Here is a 16,858-nt window from a genome sequence, read left to right on the forward strand (position 1 = left end):
GTGCTGAAAACCGGTGCGGCGTATGTGCCGATCGACCCGGCGGTGCCGGACGCGCGGATGCAGTTCGTGCTCGGCGACGCCGCGCCGATCGCCGCGATCACCACCGCCGCCCACGCCGACCGCCTGGCCGGACAGGACCTGCTGGCCATCGACATCCACGACCCGCGGATCGTCACCCAGCCCAGCGCCGCACTGCCGGCCCCCGCCCCCGACGAGATCGCCTACCTGATCTACACCTCGGGCACCACCGGAGTCCCCAAGGGTGTGGCGATTACCCACCACAACGTGATCCAGCTGCTGGAGTCCATGGGCGACAGCCTGGAGCTGACCGATGTGTGGTCGCAATGGCATTCGCTGGCCTTCGACGTGTCGGTGTGCGAGATGTGGGGCGCGCTCCTCCATGGTGGTCGGCTGGTCGTGGTGCCCGAGTCGGTGGCGCGTTCGCCCGAAGAGTTCCACGCCCTCCTGGTTGCGGAGCAAGTCGGTGTCCTGAGCCAGACCCCGTCGGCGTTCTATGCGCTGCAAGCCGCCGATGCGCAATCACCCGAGCTGGGCGAACGGCTGAACCTGCGGACGGTGATCTTCGCGGGCGAAGCGCTGGAACCGCAACGCCTCACGCAGTGGATGCACAGCCATCCCCGATTGCCCCGCTTGATCAACATGTACGGCACCACTGAGACGACGGTGCACGCCTCTTTGCGCGAGATCGTCGACGGCGACGCCGCCTCCAATGTCAGCCCAGTCGGGGGGCCATTGGCCCACCTCGCCTTCTTTGTGCTCGACGGGTGGTTGCGGCCGACACCGCCCGGCGTGATCGGGGAGCTGTATGTGGCGGGTTCCGGCGCGGGATACGGATACGTGCGCCGGGCCGGCTTGACCGCGTCGCGGTTTGTGGCCTGCCCCTTCGGGGCGCCCGGGACCCGGATGTATCGCACCGGCGACCTGGTGTGCTGGGGCGCCGACGGGCAGCTGCAGTACCTCGGGCGCGCCGACGACCAGGTCAAGATCCGCGGCTACCGCATCGAGCTTGGCGAAGTCCAGGCCGCGCTGGCCGGTGTGGACGGGGTGCGGCAGGCGGTGGTGATCGCCCGCGAGGACCAACCCGGCGACAAGCGCCTGGTCGGCTACGTCACCGGGAACACCGACGCGGCCCGGGTGCGCGCCCAGCTGGCCGAGCGGCTTCCCGCCTACATGGTCCCGGCCGCGGTGGTCGTGATCGACGCGCTGCCGCTCACGGTCAACGGCAAGCTCGACAAACGCGCCCTGCCGGCGCCGGAGTACCAGGACGCCGGCGGTTACCGCGCCCCGGCCACCCCCACCGAGGACATCGTCGCCGGCATCTACGCCCAGGTCCTCGGCCTGGAGCGGGTCGGAATCGATGAGTCGTTCTTCGAGCTCGGCGGGGACTCGTTGTCCGCGATGCGCGTGATCTCCGCGGTGAATGCCGCGCTGGACGCCGGACTTTCGGTACGCGCCTTGTTCGAGGCGCCCACGGTCGCACAGCTGACGCCCCGCGTCGGTGCCGCGGGCGCGGCCGGGCGGGAGCCGTTGGTGGCCGTCGAGAGGCCGGCGGTGATCCCGCTGTCGTTCGCCCAAAACCGGTTGTGGTTCCTCGACCAGCTGCAGGGGCCGTCGCCGGCCTACAACATGGCGGTGGCGCTGCGCCTGCACGGGCCCCTCGATGCCAACGCCCTGGGTTCGGCGGTCGCCGACGTGATGGGTCGCCACGAGAGCCTGCGGACATTGTTTGCCGCATCCGGGGGGATACCGCGGCAGCTGGTGATGCCCGCCGAGCGGGCGGACTTCGGCTGGCAGGTCGTCGACGCGACCGGTTGGCCGACCGCCCGGCTGGAGGAGGCCGTCGGTGCCGCGGCCCGCCACACGTTCGATCTGGCGACGGAAATCCCTTTGCGGGCAAGGCTTTTCCGGATCGCGGACGACGAACACGTACTGGTGGCCGTGGTGCACCACATCGCGTCCGACGGCTGGTCGGTGAACCTGCTGGTGCGTGATCTGGGTGCGGCATATGCCAGTCGCTGCGCCGGACAGGCCCCCGACTGGGCGCCGTTGCCGGTGCAGTACGTCGACTACACGCTGTGGCAGCGCAGGCGGCTCGGCGAACTCGACGACCGGCACAGCCGCATCGCCGACCAGCTCGCCTACTGGGAAGACGCCCTCGCCGGCATGCCCGAGCAGTTGGCACTTCCCACCGACCGCCCCTACCCGCCGGTCGCCGATCAGCGCGGCGCCACGGTCGCCGTGGACTGGCCCGCCGAGCTACAGCAGCAAATCGCCCGGGTGGCCCGCGAGCACAACGCGACCAGCTTCATGGTCGTCCAGGCCGCGCTCGCGGTGCTGCTGTCCAAGCTCAGCGCGAGCAGCGACGTCGCCATCGGGTTCCCGATCGCCGGGCGCCCCGACCCCGCGCTGACCGAGCTGGTCGGTTTCTTCGTCAATACCCTGGTGCTGCGCGTCGATCTGGCCGGAGACCCCACCGTCCCCGAGTTGCTCGACCGGGTGCGAGGGCGCAGCCTGGCCGCCTACGAACACCAAGACGTGCCCTTCGAGGTGCTGATCGAGCGGCTCAACCCCGCGCGGAACATGGCCCGCCACCCCCTCGTCCAGGTGGCGCTGGCCTGGCAGAATAACGAGCCCACAGAGCTGAACTTGGGCGACCTCCGTGTCACACGGATGCCGGTGGATGCCCACACCGCGCGCATGGACCTGGTGTTCGGCGTGGCCGAACGCTGGACCGAGGCCGGTGAACCCGCCGGGATCGGCGGGGAGGTGGAGTTCCGCACCGACGTGTTCGACGCGGCCAGCATCGAGGCGTTGATCGAGCGGTTGCGCGTGGTGGTGGCGGCGCTGACCGCCGACCCGGCGCGGCGGGTGTCGGCGGTGGAGGTGCTCGGTGCCGGCGAGCTGGCCCGGCTCGACGAGTGGGGCAATCGGGCGGTCCTGACCCGGCCCATGCCCGCGGCGGCGTCGATTCCGGCGTTGTTCGCCGACCATGTCGCGCGCACACCCGACGCGGTCGCGATCAGCGGCGGGCAGCGCCCGTGGACCTATCGCGAGTTGGACGAGGCATCGAACCGGTTGGCGCACTTGCTTTCTGGCCACGGCGCGGGCCCCGGACAAAGTGTGGCTCTGCTGATGCCCCGGTCGGAGCAGGCGGTCGTGGCGATTGTCGCCGTGCTGAAAACGGGGGCGGCCTACCTGCCGATCGACCCGGTCGTGCCCGACGCCCGGGTGCAGTTCGTGCTCGGCGACGCCGCGCCCGTCGCGGCGATCAGCACCGCAGCGCTGGCCGGCCGGCTGCACGGGCATGGCGTCCCGGGCGTCGACGTCGCCGACCCACGCATCCGGACCTATCCATCCACCGCGTTGCCGACTCCCTCGGCGGCGGACTTCGCGTACCTCATCTACACGTCGGGCACCACCGGTGTGCCCAAGGGGGTGGCGGTCACCCACGGGAACGTGACACGGCTGCTGGAGCCGCTGGATTCCGGCCTGCCCACGTCGGGGGTGTGGCCACTCTGTCACTCGCTGGCCTTCGACGTGTCGGTGTGGGAGATCTTCGGCGCGTTGCTGCGCGGCGGGCGAGTGGTGGTAGTGCCCGAAGAGGTGACCGCGTCACCAAAAGACTTCCACGACACGCTGATTGGTGAGCGCGTCAGCGTGTTGACCCAAACCCCGTCGGCCGTGGCGGCGTTGTCACCCGACGGGCTCGACTCGGTGGCACTGGTGATGGCCGGCGAGGCGTGCCCGCCCGAGGTGGTGGATCGCTGGGCGCCCGGGCGGGTGATGATCAACGCCTACGGTCCCACCGAGACGACGATGTGCGTGGCGATCAGCGCCCCGCTCACCGCGGGCTCGGGTGCGCCGCCGATCGGGTCGCCGGTCGATGGGGCGGCGTTGTTCGTCCTCGACGGCTGGTTGCGGCCGGTGCCCGCGGGCGTGGTCGGGGAGCTGTACGTGGCCGGCACCGGCGTGGCCGCCGGCTATGTCGGTCGCGCCGGGTTGACGGCGACCCGGTTTGTTGCCTGCGCCTTCGGGGGGCCGGGAACCCGCATGTATCGCACCGGGGACCTGGCGTATTGGCGCGCCGACGGCCAACTGCAGTACCTCGGGCGCGCCGACGAGCAGGTCAAGATCCGCGGCTACCGCATCGAATTGGGCGAAGTCCAAACCGCCCTGGCCAACCTGGACGGAGTGGAACAGGCGGCGGTGCTCGCCCGCGAGGACCGCCCCGGCGACAAGCGGCTGGTGGGGTACGTCACCGGCAGCGCCGATCCGGCCGAGGCGCGCGTCACGCTGGCCGAGCGCCTTCCGGCGTACATGGTGCCCGCCGCGGTCGTGGTCTTGGACGCCCTGCCGCTGACGTCCAACGGCAAGCTGGACACCCGTGCGCTGCCGGCGCCGGACTACCAGGACGGCGATCACTTCCACGCGCCGACCGGGCCGATCGAGGAGATCGTCGCCGGCATCTACGCCCAGGTGCTCGGGCTGGAGCGGGTCGGGGTCGACGACTCGTTCTTCGACCTGGGTGGGGATTCGCTGTCGGCGATGCGCCTGATCGCCGCGATCAACACCGCCCTGGATGCGGGCCTCGCGGTGCGCAGCGTGTTCGACGCGCCGACGGTCGCCGAGCTGGCGCCGCTGATCGGCGCCGAGGAGGGTGGGCTGGAGCCGTTGGTCGCCGGCCCGCGGCCCGCGGTGGTGCCGTTGTCGTTCGCCCAGTCCCGGTTGTGGTTCTTGGACCAGTTGCTGGGGCCGTCGCCGATCTACAACATCGCCGTGGCGTTGCGGCTGCGCGGCCAGCTCGACGCCAACGCGTTGGGCGCGGCGCTGGGCGATGTGGTCGGGCGCCACGAAAGCCTGCGCACATTGTTCCCGGCGCCTGAGGGGATCCCCCAGCAGCTGGTGATCCCGGCCGAGCGGGCCGACTACGGGTGGCAGGTCGTCGACGCGAGTGCGTGGACGCAAGACCGGCTGGCCAAGGCCATCGAGGAGTCCGCCCGTTACACGTTCGACCTGACGGCCGAAATTCCGCTGCGGGCAAGGCTTTTCGGTATCACCCCGGACGAACACGTGCTGGTGGCCACCATGCACCACATTGCCGCCGACGGTGTGTCGCTCATGCCCCTGGTGAGCGACCTGGGGGTGGCCTACTCCGCCCGCTGCGCGGCGCAAGCCCCCGGCTGGCCCGATTTGGCGGTGCAGTACGTCGACTACACGTTGTGGCAGCGCACCCAGCTCGGTGAGCTGACCGACCCGGACAGCCGCATCGCCGCGCAGCTGGAATTCTGGCAGGACGCCCTGGCCGGGATGCCCGAGCGCCTGGCGCTGCCCACCGACCGGCCCTACCCGCCGGTGGCCGACTACCGCGGCGCCAACGTGGCCGTGGACTGGCCCGCCGAGCTGCAACAGCGGGTTGCCCGGCTGGCCCGCGAGCACAGCGCGACCAGCTTCATGGTGATGCAGGCCGCCCTGGCGGTGTTGCTGTCCAAACTCAGCGCCAGCCCCGATGTGGCGGTGGGGTTCCCGATCGCCGGGCGGCGCGACCCCGCGCTCGACGAACTGGTTGGCTTCTTCGTCAACACCCTGGCGTTGCGGGTGGACCTGACCGGCGACCCCACCGTCGCCGAGGTGCTGGCCCAGGTGCGCCAGCGCAGCCTGGCCGCCTACGAACATCAGGATGTGCCCTTCGAGTTGCTGGTGGAGCGGCTCAACCCCACCCGATCGCTCACCCATCACCCCCTGGTTCAGGTGATGTTGGCCTGGCAGAACCTTGCCGGGCAGGACAATGGCCCCGCCGCGGCGCTGGCGCTGGGTGATCTGCAGGTCGCCCCGCTGCCGGTGGACACCCACACCGCCCGCATGGACCTGACGTTCTCCCTCGGTGAACGCTGGACCGATGCGGGTGAGCCCGCCGGGATCGGTGGGCAGGTGGAATTCCGCACCGACGTCTTCGATGCCGCCAGCGTCGAGGTGTTCGTCGAGCGGTTGCAGCGGGTGCTGGACGCAATGGCCGCCGATCCCGCCCAGCGGTTGTCGTCGATGGAGCTGCTCGATGAGGCCGAGTACGCCCGCCTGGACGCGTGGGGCAACCAGGGTGTGCTGACCCGCCCGGCAACGCCCGAGCTGTCGATTCCGGCGTTGTTCGCCACCCAAGTGGCAAGCAACCCGGCGGCGGCGGCGTTGGTCTGCGGGCGGCGGTCGTGGACGTATCGCGAGTTGGACGAGGCGTCGAACCGGTTGGCGCACTTGCTTTCTGGCCACGGCGCTGGCCCCGGCGAATGTGTGGCGTTGCTGTTCAGCCGCTGCGCCGAGGCGATCATCGCGATGTTGGCGGTGCTGAAGACCGGGGCGGCGTACCTGCCGATCGACCCGGCGCACCCGCGGTCGCGGGTGGAGTTCATGCTCACCGACGCCACGCCGATCGCCGCGGTCACCACCGCGGGGCTGGCCGACCGGCTGGCCGGATGCGACCTGGCGGTCATCGATGTCGACGACCCCGCGATAGCCGCCCAGCCCAGCAGCGCGTTACCCGCGCCGGCGGCCGACGACCTCGCCTACATCATCTTCACCTCCGGGACGACCGGTGTGCCCAAGGGCGTGGCCATCACGCATCGCAACGTCACCCTGCTCGCCGACTCGCTCGACGACACCGGCCTGCCACCGGGACCCGAGCGGGTGTGGTCGCAGTGGCATTCCTACAGCTTCGACATTTCGGGCTGGGAAATCTTCGGTGCACTGCTGCGTGGCGGGCGGCTGGTCGTCGTGCCCGAATCGGTGGCCAGCTCGCCCGAAGACTTCCACGCCTTGCTCGTCAACGAACGGGTCAACGTGTTGAGCCAAACCCCGTCGGCCGTCGGGACGTTGTCACCGGAGGGTTTGGATTCGGTGGCCTTGCTGGTCGGTGGCGAGGCCTGCCCGGCCGAAGTGGTGGACCGCTGGGCGCCCGGACGGGTGATGATCAACGAATACGGCCCGACCGAGACGACGATGTGGGTCGCGATCAGCGCTGCGCTGACGCCCGGGTCGGGCGTGGTCCCGATCGGGTCGCCCCTGCCGACGGCGGCTTTGTTTGTCCTCGACGCATGGTTGCGGCCGGTGCCGGCCGGAGTGGTCGGCGAGTTGTATGTGGCCGGCGGCCAGGTCGGCTGCGGGTATTGGCGCCGGGGCGGGTTGACCGCGTCGCGGTTCGTGGCGTGCCCGTTCGGCTGGCCCGGGACTCGGATGTATCGCACCGGCGACCTGGTGTGCTGGGGACCCGACGGGCAGCTGCAGTATCTCGGGCGCACCGACGAGCAGGTGAAGATCCGCGGGTATCGCATCGAACTCGGCGAGGTGCAGGCGGCGCTGGCCGCGCAACCCGGGGTGCGGCAGGCCGCGGTGATCGCCCGCGAGGACCGTCCCGGCGACAAGCGTCTCGTCGGCTATGTCACCGGGACCGCCGATCCGGCCGCGGCGCGCGCCGCATTGGCCGAGCGGCTGCCGTCCTACATGGTGCCGACCGCGGTGCTGGTGATCGACGCCCTGCCGTTGACGGTCAACGGCAAACTCGACAAGCGCGCCCTGCCGGCACCCGAGTACCAGGAGGGCGATCGTTACCGGGCGCCGTCCACCCCCACCGAGGAGATCCTCGCCGGCATCTACGCCGAGGTGCTCGGCGTCGACCGGGTCGGGGTCGACGAGTCGTTCTTCCACCTCGGTGGGGATTCGCTTTCGGCGATGCGGGTGATAGCCAAGATCAACACCGCCCTGGATACCCACCTGTCGGTGCGCGTCTTGTTCGACGCGCCGTCGGTGAGCGGCCTGAGCCAGCAGGTCGGTCGGCATGCCGACGCGGACGGCTTCACGTCCGTGCACGGCCGCGACGCCACCGAGGTGCACGCCGCCGACCTCACGCTGGACAAGTTCCTCGACGCCGCGACGCTTTCCGCCGCCCCGTCGCTGCCCGGCCCGAGCGCCGAGGTGCGGACGGTATTGCTCACCGGCGCAACCGGTTTCGTGGGGCGCTACCTGCTGCTGGAATGGCTGGAGCGGATGGAGCTGGTCGACGGCACCCTGATCTGTTTGGTGCGGGCCGACTCCGACGAGGATGCGCGGCGCCGGCTCGTCAAGGTCTTCGACCGCGGCGATCCGGATCTGCTGTGGCGATTCCAGGATCTGGCCCGGGATCATCTGCGGGTCATCGCCGCCGACAAGGCCGAAGCCAACCTCGGCCTGGACCAGCAGGCCTGGCAGGGGCTGGCCGACACGGTTGACCTGATCGTCGATTCGGCGGCCATGGTCAGCGCCGTCCTGCCCTACAGCGAGCTGTTCGGGCCCAACGTCGCGGGCACCGCCGAGCTGATCCGGTTGGCGCTGGCCACCAAACTCAAGTCCTACATCTACGTGTCGACCGTCAACGTGGGCGACCAGATCGAGCCGTCGGCGTTCACCGAGGACGCCGATATCCGGGTCATCAGCCCCACCCGCACCATGGACGCCAGCTACGCCAACGGCTACGGGATCAGCAAATGGGCCGGCGAGGTCCTGTTGCGCGAGGCCAACGACCTTTGTGGGCTGCCGGTGGCGGTGTTTCGCTGCGACATGGTCATGGCCGACACCACCTATGTGGGTCAGCTCAACGAGTCGGACCTGTTCTCCCGCATGGTGTTGAGCGTGGTGGCCACCGGTATCGCGCCGCGTTCGGTGTACCGGCTCGACGCCGACGGCAATCGGCAACGCGCGCACTTCGACGGACTGCCCGTCGGATTCGTCGCCGAGTCGATCGCCACGCTGGGCGCCCAGGTGGTCGACGGGTTCGAGACCTACCACGTGATGAACCCGCACGACGACGGCATCGGATTCGATGAGTTCGTCGACTGGCTGATCGAGGCCGGCTACCCGATCGAGCGCATCGACGACTTCGGGGAGTGGCTGCAACGCTTCGAGGCCGCCCTGCGCGACCTGCCCGAACGGCAGCGCCAGCACTCGGTGCTGGAGGTGCTGCAATTGCTGCTGCGCAATACCCCGGACGTGCACGCGATAGAGCCGGTCCGCGGTTCTCTCGCGCCCACCGACCGCTTCCGGGCTGCGGTGCAGGAAGCCAAGATTGGGCCGGACAACGACATCCCGCACGTCTCGCCGCCGATCATCGTCAAATACGTCACCGAGTTGCAGCGGCTCGGACTGCTCTAGCCGGCAATCACCACACGCACGGCACCAGGCGATAACGGACATTGCGCGTGTACTCGCGATATCCGTCCAGCTCTTCGGAAAGCAGCTTCTCCTCATCCCGGATGCGCCAGGCGAGCACGCCGAGGCCGGGCAGGACGAAGAGCAACCCCCAATAGGAGCCGAGGGCGAGGGGGAAGCCGATCATCATGATCACGTTGCCGGTGTACATCGGGTGCCGCACCAGCCCGTAGAGCCCGTTGGAGATGACCTTCTGGCCGGCCTCCACCCGGATGGTCGCGGCCGCATGGCTGTTCTGGACGACCACCAGCATCATCACGCCCAGCCCCACGGCAACCAGAACATCACCGGCCAGGCAGACCGCGGCCGGGGCCCGCGACCAGCCGAAGCGATGGTCGAGCGCGCTCAGGGCGAGCATCGCCGCCAGCGACGACCACGAGGCCGCCATCACGACCTTCTGCGTCGTTCGCGTCTCCGCCGCCGGACCGCCACGCATTCGGCGTTGTAGCGCAACGGGATTCGTGCGCAGTAAGTAAAGGCTGGGGAGCCACCCGGACAGGGCGAACACCACCAGGAAAACCCATGCCTGCCAGTAGTCGAACGTGAAAGCCGCGGTGAATAGGATCACCCCGAACACAACGGGCTCAACAAGCCCCAATGCCAACATTTTTGGAACGGTGGTCACGCATCCTCCTGCCGTGGGCTGCCGCGGGCGCCAGTTTTCGCACGGTGTTCGTACTGTAGGCGATTGGTGTGTGTCCGGCGGTCGGATACACCTGAACAGGTACAGCGACTTGCCGGGTTTTGTCCCCGACGGTGGCGGCGACGACGGTAATCTGATGACCGTGGAGGGGACTTCCGTTCCGGCTGTGCTGCGCGAACGCGCCAGCCTGCAGCCCGATGACACGGCGTTCACGTTTGTCGATTACGACCAGGACTGGAACGGCGTGGAGGAAAGCCTGACGTGGTCGCAGCTGTATCGGCGAACACTGAACGTCGCACGGGCGCTCGAAGATTGCGCATCGACGGGTGACCGCGCCGTCATATTGGCACCCCAGGGGCTCGACTACATCGTGGCGTTTCTCGGCGCATTGCAAGCGGGGCAGCTCGCGGTTCCGCTTTCGGTTCCGCTCGGAGGCGTCAGCGATGAGCGCGTCAGCTCGGTACTGCGCGACGCGTCGCCGACCGTCGTCCTCACCACGTCCCCTGTCGCGGGCAAGGTTGCCTATTACGCGACGCGGTCCGCCGAATCCGTTCCTTCGCTCGTCGAGGTTGATCGGCTGGAGCTTGACGCTCCGGCAGGATCGGGCGGCCGGCGCGAGACCTATCCGGATGTGGCGTATCTGCAATACACGTCCGGGTCGACCCGTCAGCCGGCCGGAGTCATGATCTCGCACCACAATGTGCTGGCCAATTTCGAACAGCTGATGTCCGACTTCTTCGTGGATTACGGACGGGTCCCGCCGGCGGACGGCTGCATTGTGTCGTGGCTGCCGTTGTATCACGACATGGGTTTGGTCCTGGGGGTGTGCGCGCCGATTCTGGCGGGGGTCGGCACCGTGCTGACGAGCCCGGTGGCGTTCCTGCAACGACCGGCCCGCTGGATGCAATTGCTGGCGAGCAACCGCCATCCATTTTCGGCAGCGCCGAACTTCGCCTTCGAATTGGCGACGCGAAAAACCTCGGACGAGGACATGGCCGGATTGGACCTGGGGGAGGTGCTGGTCATCCTCAGTGGTAGCGAGCGGGTGCACCCCGCGACGCTGCGGCGTTTCACCAATCGGTTCGCGCGCTTTAACTTGCCCGACAACGCGATACGGCCGTCTTATGGGCTCGCCGAGGCAACGGTGTATGCGGCGACGCGCACTCCAGCTCGGCCTCCCGAGATCGTCCATTTCGAATCCGAGAAGCTGTCCGCCGGTCACGCGGAGCGGTGCGATAGCGGGACCGGTACACCGCTGGTCAGCTACGGGGTGCCGCGGTCACCGACGATTCGCATCGTCGATCCCGACACCTGCGTCGAGTGCCCGGAGGGCACGGCCGGTGAAATCTGGATGCACGGCGCCAACATCGCTATGGGCTACTGGCAGAAGCCCGACGAGACTCAGCGCACGTTCGGCGGACGGCTCGTCGCTCCGCCGGCGGGGACGCCCGACGGGCCGTGGCTGCGAACGGGAGACCGGGGCTTCTTCTCCGAAGGGGAGCTGTTCATCGTCGGCCGCATCAAGGATCTTTTGATCGTTTACGGGCGTAACCACTCACCCGACGACATCGAGGCGACCATCCAGGAGATCACGCGGGGCAGGTGCGCGGCCATAGCGGTTTCGCGCGACCACACGGAGGAGCTGGTGGCCATCATCGAGGTCAAGCATCGCGGTGACTCGGATGAGGAGGCGGCGGACCGCCTCGTCGCCGTCAAGCGTGAGGTCACCTCGGCCATATCGAATTCGCACGGTCTGGCCCTCGCGGATTTGGTTGTGGTGCCACCTGGTTCGATTCCGATCACCACAAGCGGCAAGGTCAGGCGAGCGGCGTGTGTCGAGCACTACCGCGACGGCCGGTTCGCCCGTTTGGACGCTTAGGCGACTAGCGGGACCGCGGTCCGGCCGCGAATTTGTTAGGCAGGCTTGGAGTTCCGGCGTCCAAGTTATTGATCTGCGACTTCGTTCTGGTGTGGGCGGCGCAGACTGTGGTCGCAAACCGGAGGTCACGAGGTAGGTAAGAGATCGTCCAAATGTGTTGTTTTACATGTGCTTTACAGGGCGATCGGTTCATCGCTTGGACGCTCGGGCAACTCGCCGGACCGGGGTCCGGCCGCGAATTTGTTAGGCAGGCTTGGAGTTCCGGGCTATACGCCATTGATCTGCGACTTCGTCCGGCGGTGGCCCACTAGGCCTGGGCTCGCACGGTCCGGCCGCAAACCGGAGGCCTTGATGTAGGCGCGGGATCGTCCAAATGTGTTGTTTTACATGTGTTTTACAGCAAGAAACTTTCTCGAAATCCCAACGGACGAGGTATGCCTCCGTTATGGTTTGGTCCGGGCTTCACTCATTCGGCTAGACGGCCTAGGGGAATTTTGCCGGTGTTCCAGTCGGCTGGCGGATGGTCTCGGGTGAAGAGGATCGCGTCGCGTATCCGGACTACATCGAAGAGAAAAGGATCGATAGACGGCCGAAAAGTCTGCGCGAAAGGCTGGCAGTGGGCAGGGCTTTTGAAAACTGAACCATGCGGGGTGGGGGATTCGGATGGCACTCGATGACCGCGCACTGACGCTGGCGCGCGAACCTGACGACCGGATACTACCGGTGACGCGCGGACAGCTAGACATTTGGCTTGCGCAGGAAACGGGGCACTCCGGCACGGAGTGGCAGCTCGGCCTGTTCGTGAAAATCGAGGGCACGGTAGAACCCGATGCCCTTCAATGGGCGATCCGTCGGGTAGTGAGCGAGGCCGAACCTGTCAGGGCTGCCATCTTTGAGGTGAATGGCCAGGTTTTCCAAAAGCCGATCGATTACCCGGATGTGGAGCTCGCCTTCTACGACCTGACTTCCTCGCCCAATCCCGTACAAGAAGCGCATCGGATAACCTCATCGATCCAGCGCACGCCGATGCCACTCAGTGGCCCGCTGTTCAAATTCGCATTGCTTCGCACGGGGCCCGAGGAATTCTATTTTTTCGGGTGCGGCCACCACATAGTCGTGGATGGAACCGGGATTGCGCTGATTGGCCAGCGGATTGCAGCCGTCTACTCCGCGATTGTTTCGGGCGCACCGATACCTGATGCGTTCTTCGGCTCGTTGCAGGATTTGGTCGAATGCGAGTTGGAATACGAAGCATCCGACGACTATCTCGACGATCAGGCCTATTGGAACAGGAACCTTCCAACCGAAAGCGGACCGCATGACCGGTTGCCCGCTGCCGCGGGCGAGCGGGAACCGTACTGGCTTTCCGCGCCGGTTCAATTGGACCCATTGGTCCTTCGCCGCGTTGAAGAGTTATCCGAGGTGTGGAACGTGCCTCGATCGTCGGTCATCACCGCGGCGTGCGCACTCTTGGTGCGTGGGTGGTGCGCCGAGGGCCCGGAGGTGGTGTTCGATTTCCCGGTCGGCAGGCGAGTGCGGCCGGAATCAAGGACGCTTCCCGCAATGGTTGCCGGAATCGTGCCGCTGGGCTTGACGGTTTCGCCCGGATGTACGGTCGCTGGCTTTTGTGAATATGTTGACAAGCGGATACGGGAAGCGCTGCAGCATCAGAGGTTTCCGGTGCAAGCCCTTGAGCGCAAAGCTCGCCCGGGTCAGCCAATCGGCAGGGTGAGCGTTAATTTCATCCCGTCCATATTCACTTTGGCCTTCGGTGGTGCCGCGGCATCGGCCTCCTTGACCACTGCGGGACCCGTGGATGGCTTTGGCCTGTTCTTCTCTAGCGCCGGCGATCGGCTCTATCTCAGCACGGCTGGTGCCGGGCAGCCATTTTCGAATTTCGATGTCACCGATGTGGCGCAGCGGTTAGAGCGGGTGTTGGCGGCGATGACCGCCGACCCCAGGCGGCCCTTGTCGTCGGTGGACTTGCTGGATCCGCGCGAGCACGCCCGGCTGGAGGGGTGGGGTAACCGGGCGGTGTTGAGCGAGCCGGCGAGCACGCCGACGTCGATCCCGGCGTTGTTCGCCGCGCAGGTGGCGCGCACACCCGACGCGGTGGCGCTGGTGTGCGGGGGGTGTTCGTGGACCTACCGCGAGCTCGACGAGGCGGCCAACCGGTTGGCGCACCTGCTGATCGGCCAGGGTGTGGGCCCGGGTGAGTGTGTGGCGCTGCTGTTTTCGCGTTCCGCCGAGGCGATCGTGTCGATTTTGGCGGTGCTGAAAACCGGTGCGGCATATCTACCGATCGACCCGGTACTACCGGCGTCCCGCGTCGGGTTCATGCTCGCCGACGCCGCGCCGATCGCCGCGATCACCACCGCCGGGCTGGCCGACCGGCTAGACGACCATCAGTTGCTGGTCATCGATGTCGACGACCCCCGCGTCGATAGACAACCCAGCACGGCGCCACCGGTGCCGGCTCCCGATGACCTCGCCTACATCCTGTACACCTCGGGCACTACCGGGGTGCCCAAGGGCGTCGCGATTACCCACCGCAACGTGACCCAGTTGCTGGAGTCGTTGGGTGCGGGCCTTCCGGCGCCGGGCCAGGTGTGGACGCAGTGGCACTCTTTGGCCTTCGACGTCTCGGTGTGGGAGATCTTTGGCGCGCTGTTCTACGGCGGGCGGCTGGTGGTGGTGCCCGAAGAGGTGGCCCGCTCGCCGGAAGACTTCCACGCCTTACTGGCCGCCGAACACGTCAGCGTGCTAAGCCAAACCCCTTCTGCGGTAGGGGTTTTGTCGCCTGAGGGCTTGGAAGCGGCGCTGGTGGTCGCCGGTGAGGCCTGCCCTGCCGAGCTGGTCGACCGGTGGGCGCCGGGGCGGGTGATGATCAACGCCTACGGCCCGACCGAGACCACGGTGTATGCGGCGATCAGCCCGCCGTTGACAGCGGGTTCGGGGGCGCCGATCGGTTCGCCGGTTCCGAGGGCGGCATTGCTCGTGCTGGATGCGTGGTTGCGGCCGGTGCCGGCGGGTGTGGTGGGCGAGCTGTATGTGGCCGGTGCCGGTGTGGGAGTTGGGTATTGGCGGCGGCCCGGGCTGACCGGTTCGCGCTTCGTGGCGTGCCCGTTCACAGCCGGAACTCGGATGTATCGCACCGGAGATGTGGTGTGTTGGGGCACCGACGGGCAGCTGCGGTATCTGGGGCGCGCCGATGACCAGGTCAAGATCCGCGGGTATCGCATCGAACTCGGCGAGGTGCGGGCGGCGCTGGCCGGACTCGACGGGGTCGAGCAGGCGGTGGTGATTGCCCGCGAGGACCGCCCCGGCGACAAGCGTCTGGTCGGTTACGTCACTGGCGCGGTTGACCCAGACGAGATACGCACCCGGCTGGCCGAGCGGTTGCCGGCCTACATGATCCCGGCGGCGGTGGTGGCGCTGGGCAGTTTGCCGCTGACGGTCAACGGCAAGCTGGACAAGCGGGCCTTGCCGGCGCCGGAGTACACCGATGTGGATCGTTATCGTGCCCCGTCGGGTCCCACCGAGGAGATCTTGGCCGGCATTTATGCCCGGGTCCTCGGCCTGGAGCGGGTGGGGGTCGACGAGTCGTTTTTCGATTTGGGCGGGGATTCGCTGTCGGCGATGCGCGTGATCGCGGCGATCAACACCGCCCTGGATGCCGGTCTTGCGGTGCGCACGTTGTTCGACGCGCCCACGGTGGCCCAGTTGGCACCCCGAATCGGTGAGGACGGGGACCGCCGCAAGCCGTTGGTCGCCGGCCGGCGGCCCGTGCGGGTCCCGTTGTCGTTTGCGCAGAGCCGGTTGTGGTTTTTGGACCGGTTCGAGGGTGGGGTGGCGACCTACAACATGCCGATCGCCTTTCGGGTCAACGGGGCGTTGGATGTCGAGGCGCTCGGAGCGGCGCTGGACGATGTGATCGCCCGCCATGAGGCGCTGCGCACCATCTTCGTCGATCTTGACGGCGTGCCGTGCCAGCAGGTGTTGGCGGCGCGGCGGGGGATGTGGCAACACAAGGGCGCGGTCGTGGTGTCGCTGCCCGAGCGGGATGTGGCCGGCGAGTTGGCGGCGCTGGCCGGGTATCGGTTTGACCTGTCGAGCGAGATTCCGATCCGTGGACAGATCTATGCCGTGGGCCCCGAGCGGCATGTGGTGGGAATTGTGGTGCACCACATCGCTTTTGACGGCTGGTCGATGGCACCGATGGTCCGGGATGTAGGCATCGCGTATGCCAGCCGGCGTGCCGGGCAAGCCCCGCCCTGGGCGCCGTTGGCGGTGCAGTACGCCGATTACACGCTGTGGCAACAGGATTGGCTGGGCGACGAGTCCGATCCCGACAGTGTGATCGCCTCGCAGTTGGCTTATTGGCGCCAGGAGTTGGCCGAGCTGCCCGAGGTCGTGTCACTGCCCACGGATCGGGCGCGTCCGCCGGTGCCCAGCTACCGAGGTGATCAGGTGCCGCTGCGCATCGACCCGCGGTTGTGGGCGGGGGTCAAGGATGTGGCGGCGGTGCACAACGCGACGGCCTCGATGGTGTTGCAGGCGGCGTTGGCGGTGGTGTTGCACCGGGCGGGTGTCGGTGAGGACGTGGTGATGGGCTCGCCGATCGCGGGGCGGTTGGACGAGGCACTCGATGATCTGGTCGGGTTTTTCGTCAACACCTGGGTTTTACGCGTGGGTGTCACTCCCGCGCAGCGGTTTTGCGACGTGCTGGCGCGGGTGCGGCACAAGGCGCTCAATGCCTACAGCAATCAGGATGTCCCGTTCGAGTTGCTGGTCGAACAGCTCAACCCGGTACGATCCACCGCCCATCACCCGCTGTTCCAGGTGGGCATGGTCTTCCAGAACAATGTGCGTCCCGAGGTGGCGCTGGAGGGTGTCGCCGTCGAGCCCGTGGCGATGTCAACCGGCACCTCCAAATTCGACCTCGATTTCGATCTGACGGAGGTGCCCGGCGACGGGGCGGGGTCGATGGCGACCGGGGCGGTGACCTTTGCCACGGATTTGTTCGACCGGGCCAGCATCGAGCGGTTGGTCGGCTGGTTTGGCCGGGTGATCGAGGCGGTGGTGAC

4 protein-coding genes and 1 pseudogene are annotated in these 16,858 nt (G+C 67.7%); 4 read left to right on the forward strand and 1 reads right to left on the reverse strand.

Annotated elements, in window-relative coordinates:
- Positions 1 to 9,192: non-ribosomal peptide synthetase (locus A5744_RS24035; RefSeq protein WP_139331220.1), on the forward strand; the 9,192-nt coding region annotated here is incomplete at its 5' end.
- 7 nt (positions 9,193 to 9,199) lie between these two features.
- Here A5744_RS24035 and A5744_RS03465 read toward each other — a convergent pair.
- Entirely contained in the window at positions 9,200 to 9,874 is a 675-nt protein-coding gene (locus tag A5744_RS03465; protein WP_240562953.1) for an isoprenylcysteine carboxylmethyltransferase family protein, read from the reverse strand.
- 154 nt (positions 9,875 to 10,028) lie between these two features.
- Here A5744_RS03465 and A5744_RS03470 point away from each other — a divergent pair, with 154 nt between their 5' ends.
- From A5744_RS03470 to A5744_RS24040, 3 genes and pseudogenes are all read left to right on the forward strand, one after another.
- The gene (locus A5744_RS03470; protein WP_076058392.1) at positions 10,029 to 11,771 is read left to right on the forward strand and encodes an AMP-binding protein; all 1,743 of its coding nucleotides are present in this window, start codon (positions 10,029 to 10,031) and stop codon (positions 11,769 to 11,771) included.
- Between the two features lie 493 nt (positions 11,772 to 12,264).
- Positions 12,265 to 12,411: pseudogene (locus tag A5744_RS24885) on the forward strand (MbtH family protein); the annotation flags it as partial.
- A 23-nt stretch (positions 12,412 to 12,434) separates the two neighbouring features.
- On the forward strand, positions 12,435 to 16,858 hold a 4,424-nt coding region (locus A5744_RS24040; protein ID WP_139331221.1), incomplete at its 3' end, for a non-ribosomal peptide synthetase.

This window comes from Mycobacterium sp. IS-1264, from assembly GCF_001954195.1.
In the GTDB taxonomy this organism is placed as follows: Bacteria; Actinomycetota; Actinomycetes; order Mycobacteriales; family Mycobacteriaceae; genus Mycobacterium.

Bases quoted from the DNA above. Each gene is read 5' to 3' on its own strand.
- A5744_RS03470 (WP_076058392.1), top strand. From the start codon at position 10,029: ATGACCGTGGAGGGGACTTCCGTTCCGGCTGTGCTGCGCGAACGCGCC.